Origin of the sequence: Synechococcus sp. CBW1108 (genome assembly GCF_015840335.1) — a bacterium.
In the GTDB taxonomy this organism is placed as follows: Bacteria; Cyanobacteriota; Cyanobacteriia; order PCC-6307; family Cyanobiaceae; genus Cyanobium_A.
In genome coordinates this window covers 638,752-658,789 of record NZ_CP060395.1, presented here as the reverse complement: position 1 = coordinate 658,789, position 20,038 = coordinate 638,752, and the positions used below count along the sequence as shown (strand labels likewise).

Genomic DNA, 20,038 nt, shown 5'->3' with positions numbered 1-20,038 from the left:
TGTCTGCCCTTCCGGTGACGGAGAGACTGGTATTAGCCGATGGCATCGGATTCCGGTCCGGTCGATCGATCCAGCTCCCCTGTTCGTTGCTAGTGCGAGTACAGGGGGCTGGGTTTACGGAAGAGCCACCTGCTGCAACCGGTCAACGTCGCAGGCCAACCGGACGGGCCGCGATGGGTGGAGCGTGGGTGTCATGAGTGCCAGGAACGGCGGGCAGACACACCATCTTCCGAAATCTTGCGGCTGTAAAGCATTGATCTGACTGAGCTAATGGCGCATTAGCGAGGGGACTTCACCGTGTCAGTGGCGATGAACAGCTGCTGGCCGATCTCCCCATTGGTCTCGCCGCGCGCCACCAGTGTCAACACATCCCTTTCGCGCTCGCTGAGGGCTTCGATCGGCCCCGTTGCGCCGGGCCCCTGGCGGAACAACTCCTTGAGGCTGCGGTCGATGTAGACCCCGCCGCCGCTGATGGCGTGCAGGGCGGCGGCGGCGCTGCCCAGCCCCAGGCGCGATTCCACCAGCAGGCCATCACAGCCGGCCTGGATTGCCTGCTGGATCGGGGCCTGCCGGTGCTCCTGGGTGATCAATAAAAGGGTGTGGATCGAAGGCCAGCGACTCTTGATCTGCTGCACCAGGGCAATCCCCGAGCCCTGCTCCAGGGTGTCGCTCAGAAACACCATCGTGGGCTGGTGTCGCTCCACCAGGGCCAGGCCGCTGGCTTCGCAGGTGGCCGCGCCCACCAGCTGTCTCTGGCCGATCTGGCTGCCCACAAAAAGGCTGAGCATGGCCCGGTTGCCCAGGCACACCACCAGCCGGGCGTCCCTCAGCAGGTTGTCGATCTGGCCGGTGTTCTGGCGGATCTGCTCGAGCCTTGGGGTGAAGTCCATGGGGGGATTCGCGGTGACAACGCATGGCCCCATGCTGATCAAGCCCAAGCAATTACGCCTATCCGCACTCCCCAGAACTGCCTGGATTCACCAGAATCGACTAACCGCAACGCTGCCCGGCTCCATGGCGTTCTTTGAATCCGAGATCGTTCAAGACGAGGCCAAGCGTCTGTTTGGCGATTACCAGCAGCTGATGCAGCTGGGCAGTGAATATGGCAAGTTCGATCGGGAGGGCAAAAAGCTCTACATCGAAAAGATGGAAGACATGATGGAGCGCTATCGGGTGTTCATGAAGCGCTTTGAGCTCTCCGAGGATTTCCAGGCCAAGCTCACCGTCGAGCAGCTACGCACCCAGCTGGGCCAGTTCGGGATGACACCCGAAACAATGTTCCAGCAGATGCACCAGACCCTCGAACGGATGAAGAGCCAGCTGGATGCTCCCGCCTAGATGCTGCTCCCGCCCAGTGGCTGCCTACGATCCCGCCACATAGTCAGAGCGGGTAGCAGTTCTAATGACAGCAGCCCATTTGCCCGCAGTTCATCCATCAGCAGCCCAGCCATCAGCAGCCCAGCCGCCGGTCGGGCAGATTCCCCTGCCGGCCTGGCTTGAGCGGGGCATGGCGGACCTCTTTCCCGCTGGTATAGCAAGGGATCCAGACCAGCAGCTTGCCGCCCGCCTGGAGGGGGCGCAGACCAGCGGTGTGCCGTTGAGGGTGAAGCTCGGCATCGACCCCACCGGCTCCGCCATCCACCTGGGCCACTCGATCCTGTTCCGCAAGCTGCGGGCGTTTCAGGACGCGGGCCACACGGCGGTATTGATCATTGGCGATTTCACCGCCCGCATCGGCGATCCCACCGGCAAGGGCACCACCCGGGTGCAGCTCAGCGAAGCGGCGGTCGAGGCCAACGCCGCCACCTATCTGCAGCAGCTGGGCCAGGGGCAGGCCCCCGAGCGCGCCCTGCTGGATTTCACCACCCCCGGGCGGCTGGAGGTGCGCCGCAACAGCGAGTGGCTCGCTGGCCTGGATCTGCCCCAGGTGATTGAGCTGCTGGGCATCAGCACTGTGGGCCAGATGCTGGCCAAGGAGGACTTCGCCAACCGCTACGGCTCGGGCACACCGATTGCCCTGCACGAATTTCTCTATCCCCTCCTGCAGGGCTACGACTCGGTGCAGGTGCGCGCCGATCTGGAGCTGGGTGGCACTGACCAGAAGTTCAACGTGGCCATGGGCCGCGACCTGCAGCGCCATTTCGGCCAGCGGCCCCAGTTCGGGATGCTGCTGCCGATCCTGCCGGGCCTCGATGGGGTGCAGAAGATGAGCAAGAGCCTGGCCAACACCGTGGGCCTCTCTGAAGACCCGCTCTCGATGTATTCCAAGCTCGAGAAGGTGCCGGATGGGGTGGTGGACGACTACCTCACCCTGCTCACCGATTTGGATCTGGCGGCTCTGCCGGACAATCCGCGGCAGCGCCAGCAACTCATGGCCCTGGAGATCACCAGGGCCCGCCATGGGGCGGCGGCGGCCGCGGCGGCCCAGGCCGATGCCGCATCCCTGGTGGGCGGCGCTGCAGGTGCCGGTGCGGCAGAGGCCGAGGTGCCAGAGGCCTCGCTGGCGGTGGTGAACTTCCCGGCCAGGGCCTTCTATCTGCTCAGTGCCGTGGGGATCTGCGCCAGCAGCAGCGAAGCTCGCCGCCAGATCCAGGGCGGCGGCGTCAAGCTCGACGGCGAAAAGCTCGCCGATCCCAACCAGGAGTTCGCCGGCCCTGAAGCCCTCGCCGGCAAGGTGCTGCAGCTGGGCAAGAAGACCTTCCGGCGCCTGGTCGTGGGCTAGCGGCTGCCTAGCAGGTCTTCCCAGCTCGGGGTCTGGACAGCTATTGCATCCCCGGAACTGCAGGGAATGGTGATGACGGCATCGCCCATGGGGTGCCAGGCAGGCAGGGGGCAGCATGGAGCCGGCTCCAGGCTGAGGGTCACCGGCAGGGGAGTGGACTCGGAGAAGGCCATGGCCACGGCTCACGCCAGACCAGCCTGGGCGGGGGGATCGGGTCCCTGGTGCAGTCCTGATGCCATGGCGATGTCGCCTGGACGACGCGATCCCTAACCTGCAGCCACGCTGCTGGCGGCCCTTGCCCGAGCCCACCGACCGAATCATCGTGGCCCTCGATGGCATGGCGCCGGAGCAGGCCCTGGCCTTTGCCGCGGCGGTGCCGCAGCTGTGTTGGGTGAAAGTGGGTCTGGAACTGTTCGTAGCCGGCGGGCCGGTCGTGGTGCAGCAGCTGCGCGATCAGGGCAAGCGGGTGTTCCTGGATCTCAAGTTCCATGACATCCCGGCCACTATGGCCGGCGCCTGCCGCAGTGCGGCCCGGCTCGGCGCCGAGCTGATCACGGTGCACGCCTGCGCCGGCACCGAGGCCCTGGGTGAGGCCCAGGCGGCGGCGCTGGAGTCGGCCGCGGCGGTGGGCCTGCCGGCGCCCACCCTGCTGGCGGTAACGGTGCTCACCAGCTGGGAGCAGGCCCATTTTGCTGCTGAGCTGGCGATTGGGGAGCCGCTTGCCGCCTACGTGCCCCGGCTGGCCCGGCTGGCCGTAGCGGCCGGCATCGGCGGCTGCGTCTGCTCACCCCTGGAGGTGGCGGCCCTGCGCTCTGCCCACCCCGAGCCCTTTGCCCTGGTGACCCCCGGCATTCGCCCGGCTGGAGCGGCCCATGGGGATCAGCAGCGGGTGCTGACGCCCGCCCAGGCCGTCGCCGCCGGTGCCAGCCAGCTGGTGATCGGTCGGCCGATCACGGCGGCGCCCGATCCTGCCGCGGCTTTTTCGGCCTGTTGCCGGGAGCTGGAGCTGGCCTCAGGCCACCAGTGAACCCTGGGGCACCAGCTGGTCGTAAAGCGCTTCAAGGGCGTCGATGTTTCCCTCCAGGGTGTAGCGCTCCAGGGCCCGCGCCCTGGCTCGACGGCCCAGCTCAGCGGTGAGCACCGGCTGGTCGCGCAGCACCGGGATCAAGGTGCGCAGTTGGGTGGTGACTCCCTGGGTGCTGATCACGATGCCCGCCCCCCCCTCCAGCACCTCGCCATCGGCGCCGGCATCGGTGGCGACGCAGGCAGTGCCGCTTGCCATCGCTTCGAGCAGTGCCAGGCTCAGCCCCTCCACCAGCGAGGGCAGCAGGAATACTTCCGCCAGCTGCTGGAAGGCCACCCGGCGCTCGAGACTGGGCTCGTAGCCCCACCACACCAGGTCTGGTTCGGCGCCGGTGGCCTGCAGGGAGCTGCGCAGGGGGCCATCGCCCACGATCACCAGCACGCAGCCCGCCGGGCGCACCAGCCGCCAGGACTTGATCAGGGCCTCCACGTTTTTTTCAGTGGCCACCCGGCCCATGTAAAGGAAGACGCGCCGGCCGGCAAAGCGCCGGCGCAGGTCTTGTAGTTCGGGGCTGGCGCTGGGGTCAAGCGATGCTGGCCGCCACATGGTGGTGTCGACGCCGTTGGGGATCACGGCCAGTCGCTCGGGCCGCACCCCCAGGCGCTGAAGCATCTCGGCCTGTAGCTCCGAAAAGACAATCACCCGGTCGAATTTGGCCAGGGTGGGCCCATATAGCTGGTAGGTGAGCTGCTGGGTGCCAGCAGACAGGTTGCGCAGGCTGGCATCGAAGGCCGGGTGGAAGGTTGCTACCACGGGCAGTCCGAGCTGCTGGCAGAGGTCGGGCAGGCGGAAATCGAGCGGGGAGAGGGTGAGGCTGGCGTGTACCAGGTCGGGTTTGAGCCGCTCCAGGGATTCGCGCAGCTCCCGCTGGGCCCCCAGGGAGGGGATTGTGTACACCTGGGATTTCACCAGATAGGGCAGGGCCACCTCGGGGCCGCCGCCATTGCTGTCGCCTTGATTTTCAACCTCTGGCAGGCCATCAGGGGAGCGGGCCAGGCTTCCAGGCGGGGTATCGAAGTGGATGAAGCTGATCCCGTGGCCGCGCCTGCGCAGCGCATGGGTGGTATTCAGTCCGTAGGTGACGTTGCCGCAGAACGGGGTTTTTTTGCCCAGCCAGGCAATGTGGACCACCGGGGCGCGTGCATTCTGCATTTCACGCTAACAGCGCTGCCACGGACGCTCCAGCAGGGCTGCCACAAGGGCGATGGCAGCCAGGGCCCACAGCACCGGCAGCAGGCCGTAGCGGCTCACCACCGCGCCTGCCAGCACCAGTGGCAGGCTCAGGGCGATGTTGATCAGGTTGTTCTGCAGGCCAAAGACCTTGCCGCGCAGGTCCTCCGGCGTCTGTTCCTGGATGGTTGTCTGGGCCGGGATCGCCAGCAGGGCCGAGCCGACCCCCAGCATCCCGCAAAGCAAAAGGGTCAAGACAAGGTTGCCGCGCAATTGGCCCAGCAACACCAGGCTCCAGCCGATGGTGCCCAGTCCCGTGGCGGCCAGGCGGCGGCGGTTGAGGCCCTGACCCAGCTGGGCCACCGCCAAGGCGCCGATGGCCAGGCCCAGGCCGCTCATCGCCAGCAGGGTGCCGAACTGGGTGGGGCCCAGGCCCGGGATGGCCGAGGCCAGGCTGATCGCCAGCACATATAGGGCAGCTAGGAGGCTGTAGAGCAGCACCAGCTGCACCATGGCGCCCCGTACCCGCGGCCGTTCTCGCAGCACCTGGAGGCCTTCGCCGATTTCCTGCCACACCGAGCTGCGACTGGCGGCCCGGGGTTGCTCCTGCCAGCGGATCCGGCTGATCGCCACAGCCGCCAGGCCGTAACAGAGGGGTAGCAACAGAAATTCGCCGCCGTCGATGCCGATGCGGCGCAGGCCCAGATGGAGCAGGCGCAGGATTGGGTCGCCCAGGGCGAAGCCCACGATCGTGGCCGCCATGCTGGTGGCCTGGTACAGAGAATTGGCTGCCAGCAGCTGGTCTGAGGGCACCAGTTGGGGGATGGCGGCCTGTTCGGCCGGTGCGAAGAACTGGGTGAGCACCGACTCCAGGAAGGTCATCAGCACCAGCCCCCAGTAGCCCCAGCTCAGGCCCAGCCACAGGGGCTCCTGCACCAGACAGAAGGGCGCCTGTAACACCAGCGCGGCCCGCAGGCCGTTCGAGGCCACCATCACCGAGCGCTTGGGCCAGCGGTCGGCCCAGACGCCCGCCACCGTGCCCAGCAGCATCGCTGGAATTGTGTTGGCCACGTAGATCCCCGTGGCCAGCAGGGTGATCATTTGGGCCCGGGTCTCAGGCAGGTCGAGGCGAATCGCCGAGGCGGCTTCAGCCAGGGCGGGATTGGCTTCCGGCGTTCCCCTCACCCAGGTCTGGGCGATCAGAAACACCATCAACACGATGTAGAACTTGTCGGCCAGCTGGGAAAAGATCTGGCCCACCCAAAGACGCCGAAAATCGGGCAGGGCCAGTACGCCCTGCAAGCCCGTGGTGCGAGAACTGCCGCTCAATTTTGCCCGCACGCTCCACTCAATCCCATGATGGCGCAGGGCTCGTGCTGAGGCTGGAGCGCAGCATGTTCAGGGCCCGGGGCCGGCGGCCCAGATGCTCCTGGCACCAGTGCTCCACCAACTCGAGCAGGTGTAGCCACACCGCCAGGGGCCCCATCAGTTCGCCATCGCGCCGGCGGGGCAGGTTGGGCCGCAGCAGCCGCTGCAGCAGGGCCAACTCCGAGGCGTTGAGCACCACCCGGGCGCCGGCGACAGCGCCGATCACCAGACCCTCGCTGGGGATCAGACTGCAGCGCCAGTCCCAGTTGCCCACGGGGGGCTCGAGCGGCTCGCCACTGCGGGCGCAGCGGCCTAGGGGCAGGGCGTAGCCGCCGAGGGCAAGCAGGTGGACGCTGCCCTGCACAGCAATTGCCAGGGCCTCAAGGTCGCAGCCCCGTTCCCGCACCAGGGCATCTAGACGGCCCAGCTGCATCAGCAGATCCGCCAGCACTCCCGGTGCCGGGGCCTCGCCGGGTACCAGGGCCAGGCAGAGCTCGCTGAGGGCCTGGGCGGCGGCGAGGGCCTCCAGCTGCTGGGCCAAACCGCTGTAGCTACGCAACACCTTCAGCTGTCGCACCCGCCGCAGGCCGCTGCCCCCGCCCACCAGCAACTTCAGGTGGCTAAGGGGGACGGCGGCGGCCAGGCTGCTGCGGGGTTTGCGCGCCCCGGGCACCGCAAGCCGGATCACGCCCTGGTCTTCGCTCAGCAGGGTGAGGAGGCGGTCGTTTTCGCCGAGGGGCTTACAGCTCAGGGCCAAACCTTCGAGGCTCTGTTCCGGCACGGCTGGATCAGCCCCGCAGCGCCTGGGCCAGGGCCACGCCGCGGCTGGTGCCCAACCGGGTGGCACCGGCCTCCACCAGGGCCAGGGCCTGCTCGAGGCTGGCGATGCCTCCGGAGGCCTTGATGGCCGCGCGCCCCCTGGCCAAATCCCGCAGCTGCCCTACCTGCTCCAAGGTCACCGGCGGCCCGAAACCACTGCCGGTCTTGAGGAAGCGGGCGCCGGCATCGATGCTGATCTCCACCAGCAGGGCCAGGGCCTCGGGATCGAGCCGCCCGACCTCCAGGATCACCTTCACCGGCAGGCCCAGCTCGCAGATCCCGGCGAGTTCGTCGTGGATCGGTGTGCTGCTGCGATCCGCCAAAGAACCGAAATCGGGCACCACGTCGAGTTCGTCGGCACCCGCTGCCGCCGCGGCCTCAGCCTCAGCCTGCTTCACCCCTGCCGGCACGGCCCCAAAGGGGAAGCCCACGACGGCAATCAGTTGGGGGGTATGGCCCTTCCCTTCCCGGGGCAGCTGGTCCCTGGCGGTGGCCACCCAGCGGGAGGACACGCACACCCCGGCAAAGCCGAAGTGGCGCGCTTCCGAGCAGCACTGCAGGATTGCGGCTGTGCCCTGGTGGGGGTCCAGCAGGGCATGGTCGATCAGGGGGGCCAGGTCGGGTCGTTCTGCCCTCATGCCTCCTTGGCCTGGATCACGCCGAACCCCCCGTGGTTGCGGTGATAGGCCACCTGGATCTGGCCGCTGGCTGAGTCGCGGAATACGTAGAAATCGTGGTCGATCAGCTCCAGCTGGTGCAGGGCGTCATCGAGGCTCATCGGCGGCATGGTGAAGTACTTGCGCCGTACGCCCGGGCTGGGCAGTTCCGGCTCCTTGCCATCCACCAGGGTGCTGCCGGGGGGCGGCAGATTGGCGGCGGCGCCTGCCTCCTCGTCGCGGGCCGAGCGGTGCACGGGCCCCTGGCTCTGTTCCTGGATGCGGTCCTTGTAGCGGTGCAGCTGGCGGCTGAGCTTGCTGGCCACCAGGTCGATGCTGGCGTAAAGGTTGTCGCTGCGCTCCTGGGCGCGGATCACGGTGCCGTTGGCAAACATCGTGACTTCGACCGTTTGCTGCGGCACCCGGGGGTTGCGGGCCACCGACAGGTGGACGTCGGCCTCCTTGACGAGGCCCTCAAAGTGGTGAATGGCGCGGGTCAGCTTGGTTTCGGTGTACTCCCGAATGGCGGGAGTGACGTCAAGATTGCGGCCATGGATCAGCAGTTTCATCAGCTGGCAACAGCCTCCGGTGCTCTGGTGCACCAACGCTAAGAACGGCTTGTGATAACTCCCAACCTCGATGCAATCCTTTTTGAAGCGACGGGTCCGGTGCCGTTCGAGCGGGCCTGGGCGGCCCAGCGCCAACTGCAGCAGCGGCTGCTGGACCGGCCCGAGGGCCCCGACGCCGTGCTCCTGCTCGAGCATGAGCCCTGTTACACCTTGGGCCGCGGCGCTTCTGAGGCCTTCCTGCGCTTCGATCCCGCCGCACCACCCCTGCCCCTGCATCGAATTGACCGCGGTGGCGAGGTGACCCACCACGCTCCGGGCCAGCTGGTGCTCTATCCGGTACTCAATTTGCAGCGCCATGGCGCTGACCTGCACCTGTACCTGCGCCAACTCGAGCAGGTGGTGATCGATGTGCTGGCAGGCCTGGATCTCCACGGCGAGCGGATCGATGGGCTCACCGGGGTCTGGCTGGAGGGCCGCAAGGTGGCGGCGATCGGGGTTGGGGCCCGGCGCTGGATCAGCCAGCACGGCCTGGCCCTGAATGTGGATGGCAACCTGGCCGGCTTTGCTGCGGTGGTGCCCTGCGGCCTGGGCGATCGCGGCGTGGGGCGCCTGGCGGATTGGCTGCCGGGGCTCAATTCCCAGCAGCTGCGCCGACCATTGCTGGAGGCTTTTGCCAGCCGTTTTGGCCTGGTGCTGCGGCCCCCTGGCCCCCAGGAGGAGGTGTTCAAGCCGTGACTGCTGAGCTGGCCAGGGAAATTATTTTTCGCAGCGGCGAACACCTTGTTCTGGTGGCTTCCAGTGTGGCGCTGGCCCTGCTGATCGCCCTGCCCCTGGGGCTGGCGATTCAGGCACACCCCCGCTGGCGCCGCCTGGTGTTGGGGCTGGCCAATGCCGTGCAGACCATCCCCAGCCTGGCGATCTTCGGCTTGCTGCTCACCGTGCCCCTGCTCGGTGGCATTGGTTCCACCCCGGCGGTGGTGGCCCTCACCCTCTACGCCTTGTTGCCCCTGATGCGCGGAATGCTCACCGGGCTCCAACAGGTTCCGCCCGGGCTGAAGCAGGCCGGGCAGGCCCTGGGGCTCAGTGGCGGCCAGGTGCTGCGCCATGTGGAGCTGCCCCTTGCCCTGCCCAGCCTGATGGCGGGCCTGCGGGTGGCTGCCGTGATCGCCGTGGGGGTGGCCACGATCGGCGCGGCGATTGGTGCCGGTGGGTTGGGGGTATTCATTTTCCGAGGTATTGCCACGGTGAACAACACCCTGCTGCTGGCCGGGGCTCTGCCGGCGGCGGCCATTGCCCTGGCTGCCGATGCTTGCCTGGGTGCCCTCGAGACACACCTCACCCGGGGATCGCGGCAGCCACGCCCCATGCCATGGCTCCGGCGGCGGTGGGCCCTGGCGACGGCCCTGCTCGGCGCGGCCCTGCTTGCCATCGTCCTCGGCTGGCATCAGCTGGCCAGTCCAGGCCCTGCTGGCTCGGTGGTGATTGGGGCCAAGGGTTTTACCGAACAGCAGTTGCTCGGTGAACTGCTGGCCCAGGAGATCGAAGAACACACTTCGCTGCAGGTGCGGCGCGAATTCAGCCTTGGCAGCACCTTCCTCTGCCATGAGGCCGTGCGCCAGGGCCGGGTCGATGGCTACGTCGAATACACCGGCACGGCCTGGTCGGCGATCCTCAAGCAGCCCTCGGGCCCCGGCGCCAGCGACCGCACCAGCCTCTGGAACCGTGCTCGCCGGCTTTACGCCGAGCGCTACGGGCTGCGGATGTTCCCCTCGCTTGGCTTTGAGAACACCTTTGCGATTTTGATCCGCCGGGCCCAGGGGCAGCAACTCGGGCTCCGGACCATCAGCCAGGCGGTGCTGCCGGCCCGCCGTTGGCGGGCCGCCTTCGGCTACGAGTTTCTCAACCGGGGCGATGGCTACCCGGGGCTGGCGAGCCGCTATGGCCTGCGTTTCGCCTCGCCTCCGACGGCCATGGATCTGGGCCTCACCTACCGGGCCCTGGCCGACGGCCGGGTGGATTTGATTGCAGGAGATAGCACCAGCGGCCTGATTCCCGCCCTGAAGCTGCAGGTGCTGCTGGACGACCGCCACTACTTCCCCGCCTATGACGCGGTGCCCGTGTTCAACGCCGCAAGCCTGGAGCGTCATCCGGAGCTGGTGCCGGTGCTGGAGAACCTGGCTGGCCGCATCTCGGCCGCCACCATGCAACAGCTCAATGCAGCGGTGGATCTGGAGCACCAGAGCCCCGAACTGGTTGTGCGCCGCTGGCGGCAGGATCACTGAACAGGCCCCTTCCAGGCAGGATTGCGTGCGCCCCAGGGGTGTTAACACTGCGGCAAGCCCTACCGATTCCACCGCCGTGGCCCGCCCCATCCCCCCTGCCGAGATCCACTGGAGTGGCAGCCGCCGCGATCGCCGCGCCCTGGCCCGGCGCGACGACTGGAGTGGCATCACCGGGCTGGAGCAGCTCTGGCCCGTGCTGGCCGAGCGCCACGGCGATGCCCTGGCCCTGGAGGCCCCCCACGCCGCCACGCCTGATCAGTTCAGCTACCGCCAGCTGCACCAGTGCATCGAGCAGGCTGCAGCAGCCTTCGCTGGCCTGGGGGTGGTCGGCGGGGATGTGGTGGCCCTTTTCGCCGAAAACAGCCCCCGCTGGCTCCAGGTTGACCAGGGGTTGATGCGGGCCGGTGCAGCCGACGCAGTGCGGGGCAGCGCCGCCCCTGTGGAAGAGCTGCGCTACATCCTGGAAGACTCCGGTGCCAGCGGCCTGGTGGTGGAATCGGCGGCCCTGCTCGCCAAGCTCGCCCTCGCCGCTGAGGTGTGGGCCCGGTTGCGTTTCGTGTTGGTGCTGGAGGGGGAGCGGGGCGACGGGGTGCCGGCGGTGCCTTGCCTGGGCTGGGGCGAGCTACTCGAGCGGGGGGCGACGGCATTGGCCTGCGGCCGGCCGGCTCCGCCCCCGCCACGGGATGGGGCCCGCCTCGCCACCATCCTCTACACCTCCGGCACCACGGGGCAGCCCAAGGGCGTGCCCCTGAGCCAGGCAAACCTGCTGCACCAGCTGCGCCACCTGGGGGTGGCCGTGGCCCCCCGGCCCGGGGAGAGGGCAGTGAGCGTGCTGCCGATCTGGCACTCCTACGAGCGCAGCGCCGAATACTTTCTGCTTTCCTGCGGCTGCCGGCAGACCTACACCACCCTCAAGCAACTGCGCGCCGACCTGCAGCGGGTGCGCCCCCACTATCTGATAAGCGTGCCGCGACTGTGGGAGGCCCTGCTCTCCGGCTTCGAAGATGCCCTGGCGGCCATGCCGGAGTCGCGGCAGCGGTTGCTGCGAGCTGCCCTCGCCAACAGTCGCGCCTTCGGCCAGAGGCGCCGCCAGGCACTGGATCTCACCCTCACGCCGGAGAGCTGGCCGGCGCGGCTGGGCGCGGCGGCGGCGGCCCTGCTGCGCTGGCCCCTGCACCGGCTGGCGGCAGCGCTGCTGTGGCCCAAGCTGCGCCAGCAACTGGTGGGCGGCCGGCTGCGTACGGCGATCAGCGGTGGGGGCGCCCTGGCCCTGCACGTGGATGGTTTCTTCGAGGCGATCGGTATTGAGCTGCTGGTGGGCTATGGCCTCACCGAAACCAGCCCGGTGCTCACCTGCCGCCGCAGCTGGTGCAATCGCCGTGGCAGTGCCGGCCAGCCCCTGCCGGACACTGAACTGCGGATCGTGGAAAGCGAAACCGGCATGCCTCTGCTTCTGGGTCAGCGGGGCCGGGTCCTGGCCCGGGGGCCCCAGGTGATGGCTGGCTACTGGCACAAGCCCGAGGCCACCGCGGCGGTGTTTGCCAAGGACGGCTGGTTTGACACCGGCGACCTGGGCCGGCTACTGGCCGATGGCTCCCTGGTGCTCACGGGCCGGGCTAAGGACACGATCGTGCTCAGCAGTGGCGAGAACATTGAGCCCGGCCCCCTGGAGGAGGCCCTGGTGGCCAGCCCCCTGATCGAGCAGGTGATGGTGGTGGGGCAAGACCGCAAGCAGCTCGGCGGCCTGCTGGTGCCCAGGGCCGAGGCCCTGGCGGCCTTCGCCGCCGCGGCTGGCGATCCGGGCGATATCGCCCTGTTGCGGGCCCTTGCGCGCGAGTGCAACCGGCTGCTGGCCTCGCGCCCAGGCTCCCGGCCTGAGGAGCGCCTGGCCGGCGTCGCCCTAGTGGAGCCCTTCACGCTGGAGAACGGCCTGCTCACCCAGACCCTCAAGCAGCGCCGCGATCGCATCGCCGAGCGGGATGCCCGCTGGATCGAGGCTATCTACGGCCCCCGCTGAGGTGCGGCCAACCGGCCGTTGACCCAGGTGCGCCTGGCTGACAGCCTGGGCGTTGATTAGCACTTTCCATGGCCGACGCCACCCTCACGATCAAGCGCAGCATCACCGTGCGGGCAGTGGTGACTCCCCGCTGGAAGGAGGACGCCGAGCGCGAGCTCAGCAATGCCATCGCCAACGTCGATGGCCAGCTTTCCCAGCTGGAGCAGGAGGGCCAGCAGCTGATCGATGAGATTCGCCGCCAGAGCGCCAATCCCCTCGACCCCCGGGTGCAGGAGCAGGTGGGGTCGGTGCAGGAGCAGGTGGCCAGCAAGCGGGCTGAACTGGAGGAGCAGAAACGCCAGATGCTCGAGCAGCAGCGTCAGGTGCGCGAACTCGAGATGGAGCAGATCGTCGAGCAGGGGCAGATTGAGAGTTTCTGCGAGGTGCGGGTGGGCGACAACCTGGTGGAGAAACTGCAGGCTGCCGTGCTGGTGCGCGACGGTTTGATCGAGGCGATCGAGGCCAGCTGAGCCCGATCACCCTTGACCTGCCTGGGCGCCGTCACCCTATTTCTTACTGCCCTCCAGATTGGTGTCGGAGCTGTTCTGGTGGCCGTTGATGTGCTTCTCGCAGGCACTCGCGCCCAGACCCATAAAGACGGCCATGGCGCTCAGGGCAAGCAGAAGCAGGCGTTTCATCGTGTGGCTAGGAGCTGGTGGGAGCCTATCGGCAGATCGGTAATTGTGCCCGGGGTGTGCGGGGGGTCCCACCGGTGCTTGGGCGGCAGACCGCTTGTGGAGCTTGCCTTTGTGGGGTTTTCACGGCGTTTTAGAGTCCCCCCACACCCCGGCTCTGACCCATCTCCCCTGTTGGAGAAAAGTTGGCACAAGGGTTGGAACACCTCTTTAAAAGGCAAGCGGGCACTGGTTTATGGCAACCCACGAAATCTTCATGCCGGCCCTCTCCTCCACCATGACGGAGGGCAAGATCGTGGAGTGGCTCAAGCAGCCCGGCGACAAGGTGGAGCGGGGCGAGTCCGTGCTTGTTGTCGAGAGTGACAAGGCCGATATGGACGTGGAGTCTTTTAACGAGGGTTACTTGGCCGCCGTTTTGATGCCTGCCGGCGGCACGGCTCCGGTGGGCGAGACCATTGGCCTGATCGTGGAGACGGAGGCCGAGATTGCCGCCGCTGCTGCTGTTGCGCCTGCATCCGCGCCTGTCCCAGTGGCGGCCCCAGCAGTTGCTCCGGTAACTCCCCAACCAGTTGCTCCAATAACGGCTCCAGTAGTTGCTCCCGTAATTCCCCCAGTACTGGCGGCGCCGGTCGCCACGGCCAGTGGCCGGGTGGTGGCATCGCCCCGGGCCAAGAAGCTCGCCAGCCAGCTCGGCGTGGACCTGGCCGGCCTGCGCGGCAGTGGTCCCCATGGCCGCATCCAGGCCGACGACGTGCTGGCAGCCTCCGGTCAACCGATCACGGTGCCCCGTGTGGCCGAGGGATCCGGCCCGGCTGTCGTGGCTGCTGCGGTCGGAAATGGCGCCAGCTCACCGGCGCCTGCGCCCGCCGGTGAGGCCTTCGGGCGCCCTGGCGAGAGCGTCGGCTTCAACACCCTCCAGAACGCAGTCAACCGCAACATGGTGGCCAGCCTGGCGGTGCCATGCTTCCGGGTGGGTTACACCATCACCACCACCAAGCTCGATTCCCTCTACAAGCAGCTCAAGCCCAAGGGCGTCACCATGACTGCCCTGCTGGCAAAGGCCGTGGGCGTGGTGTTGGCCCGCCATCCCCAGGTGAATGCTGCTACCACGGCCGATGCCAGCGCCATGGCCTATCCCGCTGGTGTGAATGTGGCAGTGGCAGTGGCCATGGAGGACGGCGGCCTGATCACACCGGTGCTCGCCAACGCTGATACAACCGACATCTATTCGCTGGCTCGCAGCTGGGCCGATCTGGTGGCCCGGGCCCGCAGCAAGCAGCTGCAGCCGCAGGAATACAGCACTGGCACCTTCACCCTCTCCAACCTGGGCATGTTTGGCGTCGACCGCTTCGACGCGATCCTGCCCCCCGGCACCGGCGCCATTCTGGCGGTGGCTGCCTCGCGGCCCACGGTGGTGGCGGGTAAGGACGGCTCGATCCGGGTGGCCAGCCAGATGCAGGTGAACCTCACCTGCGACCACCGCGTCATCTACGGCGCCCACGCCGCCGCCTTCCTCAAGGATCTGGCCCAGTTGATCGAAACCAATCCAGAAAGCCTTGCCCTCTGAATTTGATGGGATTCAGGCAGGTACGCAAGAGCATCAGCCTCGCACTGGTGGGCAGTCCCCTGCCCACCAGTGCGGCCCATCAGGAATGCCTGCCAAATCCGCAGGCGATGGCCGTGCTCTCATCCGATGCGTTGTCATCGGTCGCCTACGCCACTGATCAGACCCTGGCGGTGTTGATCCTGGCCGGCACCGCGGCCTTGAGCTGGTCACTGCCGATCACCTTGGCCGTGATCGCCCTTGTGGCGATCGTGGTGCTTTCCTACCAACAGAAGTGCATGCCTACCCAGAAGGCGGCGGTTGTTACATCGTGGCCCGCGCCAACCTCGGCATCACCACGAGTCTGGTGGGGGCAGCAGCGCTGTTGATCGACTACTCACTCACAGCTGCCGTGAGCCTGATGGCGGGCACCCAGGCCCTCACCTCCTATCTGCCCGCCTTGCTTCCCTGGCAGGTGCCCATCGCCCTTGTGCTGCTGGTGTTCGTGGGCTGGATAAACCTGCGCGGCATGAGCGAATCGGGCCGCCTGTTCTCCTTGCCTGTCTATGCCTTCATAGCCATGGTGGCGCTGCTGGTGGGCTTTGGTCTCGTGGATCTGGTGTTGCGCCATGGTTTTGTGCCAGAGCCCACGCCACCGGTGCAGGCGATCGCTCCCCTCTCCCTGTTTCTGGTGCTGCGAGCGTTTTCTTCAGGCTGCTCAGCCATGACCGGCATCGAAGCGATTGCCAATGGTGTGCAGGTGTTCCGAGATCCCGCTGCGGCTAATGCAAGAGCCACCATGGCGGTGATGGGATTGATCCTTTCGCTGATGTTCCTGGGCATCAGTCTGCTGGCCTGGATTTATGGCGTGGATCCTTCCTCCAATCAGACCACGATGGCGATTTTGGGCGAGCGGATCTTTGGCGCCTCCAACCCGCTTTACCCCGCTCTCCAGCTGTTCACGCTGCTGATCTTGATGTTGGCGGCTAACACCGCCTTTGCCGATTTCCCGCGGTTAGGGGCCATGCTGGCCAGCGACAGCCATCTGCCAAGGCTGATGGCATTCCGGGGAGATCGGCTCGTCTTTCAGAACGGCATCCTCGTGCTGATTGGCCTCGCTGGCCTGATCATCCTGTTCTGCAAAGGGGACACCACGATGGCGATCAATCTCTATGCCTTAGGGGTGTTTCTGGCTTTCACAATCTCCCAGAGCGGCATGGTCATCTACTGGCTGCGTCAGCGCGGCTCGGCCTGGCGTTGGCGAGCGCTGATGAACGGTTTTGGGGCCCTATTCACGTGCCTGGTGTTGGCTGTAGTGGTGTTCAGTAAGTTCAGCAGTGGTGCCTGGTTGGTGGTGCTGCTGATCCCCTCTTTGGTGTGGATTTTGGCCCTGATCAAAAAACGCTATGGGCGCCTTCAGCATGCCCTTGATTTGGATGAATCCGCCGAAGTGATCGAATCGGTTCTGCCGCTGCATTCAGAGGTTTCAATCCCCCCTACAGATCCTGGTCAGGGGCCAATTGTGGTTTGCCTTGAAGCATTTGACCGTGCGGCGATTGCTGCGGTGCGCCAGGCGTGCAGCATGTCGCGTCAAGTGAGTGTGCTGTTTGTTTATACCTCCCATCACAACCCCCAACGGATCAGGGAGCTTTGGGATCGGCAGATCGGCCAGTCTCTGGGAGTAGCCCTAACCCTCAAAGAGAGTCCCTACGCCTCCTTTATTGATCCGCTGGTGGAGTTGGTGCATGCAATTGAGCGCGGTGCCATTGACGGCAGTCAGCCCGATCAGCGACTCACGGTGCTGATGCCCGAGGTCATCAGCACCGGATGGCTGGATGGCCTATAACTCAACCAGAGCGTTGATCTGGTGTCGGCTGCCCTGCGCGATCGAGGCTCCCGCCTCTTCAGCCGCTATCGCTACTACCTTCAGGTCTGATCCTGTGAGCGTTGATCCAGTCGATCGGCTGCTATCGAGCTACGGCTATGGCCTGCCGAGTGAACTCATCGCCCAGCGGCCGGTGGAGCCCCGTCACGACGCCAGGCTGATGATCGTCGATTCCAGCGGTACAGGGCCTGCGCCCCATGCCCGCCACCTCAGGGTGTGGGATCTGCAGCACGAGCTCAGGGCGGGTGATCTGCTCGTGGTCAACGACACCCGGGTGCTGCATGCCCGGCTTGAGGTCCGCCGCGCCAGCGGCGGAGCCGCAGAGCTGCTGGTGCTGGAGCCCTGGCAGCCGTCTGGGGCAGATCGGCAGGCGGTCGATGTCCCCGGTGCAGCCCCAGGGCGTTGGCTGTGCTTGGCCAAACCCGCCAAACGGCTCAGGTCCGGCGACAGCCTGGAGCTGATCGCCCCAGGGCAGCCGCCGCTTTTGGTCACGGTGCTGGGTAGCGATCCTGAAACCGGTGGCCGCATCGTGCAGTTCCCTGCGGCGTGTAGCGATGCCGCGGCGTTGGAGCCGTTGCTGCTGCAGTACGGCGCGATCCCGCTGCCGCCCTACATCCACGGGCACGAAGCTTCCGACCATGACCGCTACCAGACCCGCTTTGCCGCCCGACCGGGAGCCGTCGCGGCGCCAACGGCTGGTCTGCACTTGAGTGATGAGCTCCTCGCGGCAATCCGGGGGCGCGGCGTGGAGCTGGCCACCACCACCCTGCATGTGGGTCTGGGCACCTTCCGGCCGGTGGAAACCGAAGACCTGAACCAGCTGCAGCTGCACAGCGAGTGGGTGGAGGTGTCGCCCGAGCTGGTGGCGGCGGTGGCGGCCTGCAGGGCCCGGGGCGGCCGGGTGATCGCCATCGGCACCACTTCGGTGCGCAGCCTGGAGGCGGTGGCCCAGCTGCACGGGGGCGAGCTGCGGCCCCATACCGGCCCGGTGAATCTAGTGATCCAACCGGGCTATCGCTTTGCGGTGGTGGAGGGCCTGCTCACCAACTTCCACCTGCCGAAAAGTTCCCTGTTGCTGCTGGTGAGTGCCCTGCTCGGCCGCCAGCGCCTGCTGGCCCTCTATGCCGAGGCGATTTCGAGGCAGTACCGCTTCTTCTCCTACGGCGACGCCATGTGGATCGCGCCCCAGGCGGTGCTTGCGGAGGCACGGCCCTTCAGCTGAACGGCGTCAGCGGGCCGGTTCATAAAGGAACCGCTGGAAGCCGTAGCTCAGCCTCATCCTTCACGAATTCGGGCAGCTGGCCGTAGAGCAACTCGATGAACTGCTGGGAGCTCATCGGCCGCCCATCGGGATGCCAGAAGCTCGTGACCAGCATGTGCTGGATTGAGCGCTCCTTGCGATCGCCCAGCTTGATGCGGGCCTTGGTGGGGCGCGCCTTGGGCCCCTCTGGATCATCGGCTGTCTCCTTGGCAGGCTCGGGTGCGCCAACAGGCACCACAGTCTTGAGCTCAACCGGCTCAGGCTCAAGGGGCTCCCCATCCCACTCCGGATCGCTGAAGTGGTGGTGGGCCTTCACGAAGTCGTAGATGGTGAAGTAATCCTTGCCGTCGTACAGGCGGGTGCCACGGCCGATGATCTGCTTGAACTCGATCATCGAATTCACCGGTCGTAGCATCACGATGGCGCGCACGTTGCGGGCATCCACGCCGGTGGAAAGTTTTTGCGACGTGGTAAGGATGGTGGGGATCGTCTTCTCGTTGTCCTGGAAGGCCCGGAGCCAGGTGTTGCCCAGCTCGCCGTCGTTGGCGGTGACCCGCTGGCAATAGTTGGGCTCCGTGCTGCTTTTGAGCTGGTTGATCAGGTCGCGGATGGCCAAGGCGTGGTCCTGGGTGGCGCAGAACACGATCGCCTTCTGGCGCTGATCGATCTGGGCCATGAAGATCTCCACCCGTTGGCGCTCCCGCTGCTGGATCTCGATGATCTTGTTGAAGTCGGCCTCCTTGTAGAGCTTGCCGGCCTCGATCTCCCCTCCCACCACCGTGTCATCGGGGGTCTAGACGTATTCATCGAGGCTCCGGGTCGGGGCACCTTTTTCGAAAAACAAGACCACCGTTTTCACGCCCGCCCCCTGGAAGGTGCCGCCGGGGCAGTCAGCACCGTGTGCAGGTTGCAATCCGTCAGCAACTTCTGGCGCAGGGCCACCGAGGCGTTATCGGTATTAGAGAGAAACGTGTTCTTGATCACCACGCCGGCGCGGCCGCCGGCCCGCAGCATGCGGATGAAGTGCTGGAGAAACAGAAAGGCGGTTTCACCGGAGCGAATCGGGAAGTTCTGCTGCACCTCCTTGCGTTCGCTGCCACCAAAAGGTGGGTTGGCGAGGATCACATCGAAGCGGTCGCGCTCCTGCACATCACTGAGGTTTTCGGTGAGCGTGTTGGCGTGGATGATCTTCGGCGCCTCGATGCCGTGCAGGATCATGTTCATGATCGCAATCACATAGGCGAGGCTCTTCTTCTCCTTGCCGGTGAAGGTGCGGCACTGCAGCGTGTCCAGATCGGCAGTGCTGAGCTGCGCCCCGGTGGATCCGCCCTTACGCATGAACTCGAACGCTTCGCACAGGAAGCCTGCGGAACCCACCGCCGGGTCGTAGACCGACTCGCCGATCTGGGGGTTCACCACCTGCACGATGGCGCGAACGAGCGGCCTTGGCGTGTAGTACTCACCGCCGTTGCGGCCGGCGTTGCCCATGCGCTTGATCTTTTCCTCATAGAGCATCGAGAGCTCATGCTTCTCCGCCTGGGAGCGCAGGCGCAGGCCATCGAGCCCATCGATGATTTCGCGCAGGTTGTAGCCGCTGCTGATCCTGTTGCGCAGTTCGCCGAAGATCTCGCCGATCTTGTACTCGATCGTGTTCGGCCCGCTGGCGCTCTGCTTGAAGCGCTCCAGGTAAGGGAACAGGCGCACGTTTAGAAGTCGCGCAGGTCGTCGCCGGTGAGGGCGGCGTGGTGATCTAGCTGGCCGCTGGCGTTCTTCGGCGCCGCCCAGCGGCTCCAGCGGTAGGGATCCTCCAGGATCGGGCTGTACGTGCGGCCCTCCAGGGCAGCCACGGCGGCCCGGTCGTCTTCGAGCCCGTCTAGGTAGGGCTTGCTGAGGAACCGATATCCATTGCGCCGCAGTTGATTCCAGGGATGGTCTCACGTTAAAATGAGCCTAATGGAGCCATTCCTGGCTTAGAACAATCTGCTGAC

At 66.4% G+C, this 20,038-nt stretch carries 21 protein-coding genes and 1 pseudogene; 11 read left to right on the top strand and 11 right to left on the bottom strand.

Annotated features, from left to right (window positions below; translation table 11 throughout):
* Window positions 1–278 precede the first annotated feature (278 nt).
* Window positions 279–890 (bottom strand): response regulator transcription factor, encoded by a 612-nt coding sequence (locus tag H8F27_RS03520; protein WP_197151278.1) that lies wholly within the window; start codon window positions 888–890, stop codon window positions 279–281.
* Window positions 891–1,014: 124 nt separating this feature from the next.
* Here H8F27_RS03520 and H8F27_RS03515 point away from each other — a divergent pair, with 124 nt between their 5' ends.
* Window positions 1,015–1,338 carry a DUF1825 family protein gene (locus H8F27_RS03515; protein ID WP_197151277.1) on the top strand — a complete coding sequence of 108 codons (324 nt, stop codon included), beginning with the start codon at window positions 1,015–1,017 and terminating at the stop codon, window positions 1,336–1,338.
* A 169-nt stretch (window positions 1,339–1,507) separates the two neighbouring features.
* Window positions 1,508–2,722, top strand: coding sequence for a tyrosine--tRNA ligase (gene tyrS / locus H8F27_RS03510; RefSeq protein ID WP_231596630.1), 1,215 nt, complete (start codon window positions 1,508–1,510; stop codon window positions 2,720–2,722).
* Here the strand turns inward: tyrS and H8F27_RS03505 are convergent.
* Window positions 2,719–2,895 (bottom strand): hypothetical protein, encoded by a 177-nt coding sequence (locus H8F27_RS03505; protein ID WP_197151275.1) that lies wholly within the window; start codon window positions 2,893–2,895, stop codon window positions 2,719–2,721. The genes tyrS and H8F27_RS03505 overlap by 4 nt on opposite strands.
* Before the next feature lie 122 nt (window positions 2,896–3,017).
* On the opposite strand from H8F27_RS03505, the gene pyrF reads away from it, so the two are divergent.
* Complete coding sequence (gene pyrF / locus H8F27_RS03500) at window positions 3,018–3,749, top strand: orotidine-5'-phosphate decarboxylase (protein WP_255517732.1); 732 nt, start codon at window positions 3,018–3,020, stop codon at window positions 3,747–3,749.
* On the opposite strand, the gene H8F27_RS03495 is transcribed toward pyrF, so the two are convergent.
* Genes H8F27_RS03495 through hpf form a run of 5 tightly spaced genes read right to left on the bottom strand, consistent with a single transcriptional unit; the run spans window position 3,735 to window position 8,388 of the window.
* On the bottom strand, window positions 3,735–4,937 hold the full coding sequence (locus H8F27_RS03495; RefSeq protein WP_197153342.1) for a glycosyltransferase family 4 protein: 1,203 nt from the start codon (window positions 4,935–4,937) through the stop codon (window positions 3,735–3,737). The genes pyrF and H8F27_RS03495 overlap by 15 nt on opposite strands.
* Window positions 4,938–4,964: 27 nt before the next feature.
* Complete coding sequence (locus H8F27_RS03490; RefSeq protein ID WP_197151272.1) at window positions 4,965–6,305, bottom strand: MFS transporter; 1,341 nt, start codon at window positions 6,303–6,305, stop codon at window positions 4,965–4,967.
* A 19-nt stretch (window positions 6,306–6,324) separates the two neighbouring features.
* Window positions 6,325–7,125: a DNA repair protein RecO gene (recO, locus tag H8F27_RS03485; protein WP_197151271.1), complete on the bottom strand. Its 801-nt coding sequence runs from the start codon at window positions 7,123–7,125 to the stop codon at window positions 6,325–6,327.
* Between the two features lie 7 nt (window positions 7,126–7,132).
* The gene (gene deoC / locus H8F27_RS03480) at window positions 7,133–7,801 is read right to left on the bottom strand and encodes a deoxyribose-phosphate aldolase (RefSeq protein WP_197151269.1); all 669 of its coding nucleotides are present in this window, start codon (window positions 7,799–7,801) and stop codon (window positions 7,133–7,135) included.
* Window positions 7,798–8,388, bottom strand: a complete 591-nt coding sequence (gene hpf, locus H8F27_RS03475; protein WP_197151267.1) for a ribosome hibernation-promoting factor, HPF/YfiA family — start codon at window positions 8,386–8,388, stop codon at window positions 7,798–7,800. The genes deoC and hpf overlap by 4 nt, the downstream gene beginning before the upstream one ends.
* A gap of 54 nt (window positions 8,389–8,442) precedes the next feature.
* Between hpf and lipB the strand changes: the two genes are divergently transcribed.
* The 4 genes from lipB to H8F27_RS03455 all read left to right on the top strand — a co-directional run bounded on the left by lipB (window position 8,443) and on the right by H8F27_RS03455 (window position 13,196).
* Entirely contained in the window at window positions 8,443–9,123 is a 681-nt protein-coding gene (gene lipB / locus H8F27_RS03470) for a lipoyl(octanoyl) transferase LipB (protein ID WP_197153341.1), read from the top strand.
* Window positions 9,120–10,670, top strand: coding sequence for a glycine betaine ABC transporter substrate-binding protein (locus H8F27_RS03465; protein ID WP_197151264.1), 1,551 nt, complete (start codon window positions 9,120–9,122; stop codon window positions 10,668–10,670). The genes lipB and H8F27_RS03465 overlap by 4 nt, the downstream gene beginning before the upstream one ends.
* 76 nt (window positions 10,671–10,746) lie before the next feature.
* The gene (locus H8F27_RS03460; protein ID WP_231596497.1) at window positions 10,747–12,687 is read left to right on the top strand and encodes an AMP-binding protein; all 1,941 of its coding nucleotides are present in this window, start codon (window positions 10,747–10,749) and stop codon (window positions 12,685–12,687) included.
* 68 nt (window positions 12,688–12,755) lie between these two features.
* Entirely contained in the window at window positions 12,756–13,196 is a 441-nt protein-coding gene (locus H8F27_RS03455; protein ID WP_197151256.1) for a YlqD family protein, read from the top strand.
* Window positions 13,197–13,232: 36 nt separating this feature from the next.
* Here H8F27_RS03455 and H8F27_RS17935 read toward each other — a convergent pair whose 3' ends face one another.
* Entirely contained in the window at window positions 13,233–13,364 is a 132-nt protein-coding gene (locus H8F27_RS17935) for a hypothetical protein (RefSeq protein ID WP_255517731.1), read from the bottom strand.
* Between the two features lie 232 nt (window positions 13,365–13,596).
* Between H8F27_RS17935 and H8F27_RS03450 the strand changes: the two genes are divergently transcribed.
* The 4 genes from H8F27_RS03450 to queA all read left to right on the top strand — a co-directional run bounded on the left by H8F27_RS03450 (window position 13,597) and on the right by queA (window position 18,011).
* Window positions 13,597–14,928, top strand: coding sequence for a dihydrolipoamide acetyltransferase family protein (locus H8F27_RS03450; protein WP_197151255.1), 1,332 nt, complete (start codon window positions 13,597–13,599; stop codon window positions 14,926–14,928).
* A 5-nt stretch (window positions 14,929–14,933) separates the two neighbouring features.
* Window positions 14,934–15,293: a hypothetical protein gene (locus H8F27_RS17430; RefSeq protein ID WP_231596496.1), complete on the top strand. Its 360-nt coding sequence runs from the start codon at window positions 14,934–14,936 to the stop codon at window positions 15,291–15,293.
* Window positions 15,236–16,750, top strand: coding sequence for an APC family permease (locus H8F27_RS03445; protein ID WP_231596495.1), 1,515 nt, complete (start codon window positions 15,236–15,238; stop codon window positions 16,748–16,750). Before H8F27_RS17430 ends, H8F27_RS03445 begins: the two co-directional genes overlap by 58 nt.
* Window positions 16,751–16,844: 94 nt before the next feature.
* Window positions 16,845–18,011, top strand: a complete 1,167-nt coding sequence (gene queA / locus H8F27_RS03440; RefSeq protein ID WP_197151253.1) for a tRNA preQ1(34) S-adenosylmethionine ribosyltransferase-isomerase QueA — start codon at window positions 16,845–16,847, stop codon at window positions 18,009–18,011.
* Between the two features lie 307 nt (window positions 18,012–18,318).
* Here queA and H8F27_RS18175 read toward each other — a convergent pair.
* The 3 genes and pseudogenes from H8F27_RS18175 to H8F27_RS03425 all read right to left on the bottom strand — a co-directional run.
* Window positions 18,319–18,864 (bottom strand): annotated as a pseudogene (locus H8F27_RS18175) (helicase-related protein); the annotation flags it as partial.
* A 41-nt stretch (window positions 18,865–18,905) separates the two neighbouring features.
* Window positions 18,906–19,754 carry a class I SAM-dependent DNA methyltransferase gene (locus tag H8F27_RS03430; RefSeq protein WP_197151251.1) on the bottom strand — a complete coding sequence of 283 codons (849 nt, stop codon included), beginning with the start codon at window positions 19,752–19,754 and terminating at the stop codon, window positions 18,906–18,908.
* Between the two features lie 2 nt (window positions 19,755–19,756).
* Window positions 19,757–19,897 carry a hypothetical protein gene (locus H8F27_RS03425; RefSeq protein ID WP_197151246.1) on the bottom strand — a complete coding sequence of 47 codons (141 nt, stop codon included), beginning with the start codon at window positions 19,895–19,897 and terminating at the stop codon, window positions 19,757–19,759.
* Window positions 19,898–20,038: the final 141 nt, after the last annotated feature.

Coding starts and splice junctions, on each gene's coding strand:
- deoC (WP_197151269.1), bottom strand. CDS start 7,801: ATGAGGGCAGAACGACCCGACCTGGCCCCCCTGATCGACCATGCCCTG.
- H8F27_RS03515 (WP_197151277.1), top strand. CDS start 1,015: ATGGCGTTCTTTGAATCCGAGATCGTTCAAGACGAGGCCAAGCGTCTG.
- H8F27_RS17430 (WP_231596496.1), top strand. CDS start 14,934: ATGGGATTCAGGCAGGTACGCAAGAGCATCAGCCTCGCACTGGTGGGC.
- H8F27_RS03450 (WP_197151255.1), top strand. CDS start 13,597: ATGGCAACCCACGAAATCTTCATGCCGGCCCTCTCCTCCACCATGACG.
- H8F27_RS03455 (WP_197151256.1), top strand. CDS start 12,756: ATGGCCGACGCCACCCTCACGATCAAGCGCAGCATCACCGTGCGGGCA.
- H8F27_RS03520 (WP_197151278.1), bottom strand. CDS start 890: ATGGACTTCACCCCAAGGCTCGAGCAGATCCGCCAGAACACCGGCCAG.
- hpf (WP_197151267.1), bottom strand. CDS start 8,388: ATGAAACTGCTGATCCATGGCCGCAATCTTGACGTCACTCCCGCCATT.
- tyrS (WP_231596630.1), top strand. CDS start 1,508: ATGGCGGACCTCTTTCCCGCTGGTATAGCAAGGGATCCAGACCAGCAG.
- H8F27_RS17935 (WP_255517731.1), bottom strand. CDS start 13,364: ATGAAACGCCTGCTTCTGCTTGCCCTGAGCGCCATGGCCGTCTTTATG.
- H8F27_RS03505 (WP_197151275.1), bottom strand. CDS start 2,895: ATGGCCTTCTCCGAGTCCACTCCCCTGCCGGTGACCCTCAGCCTGGAG.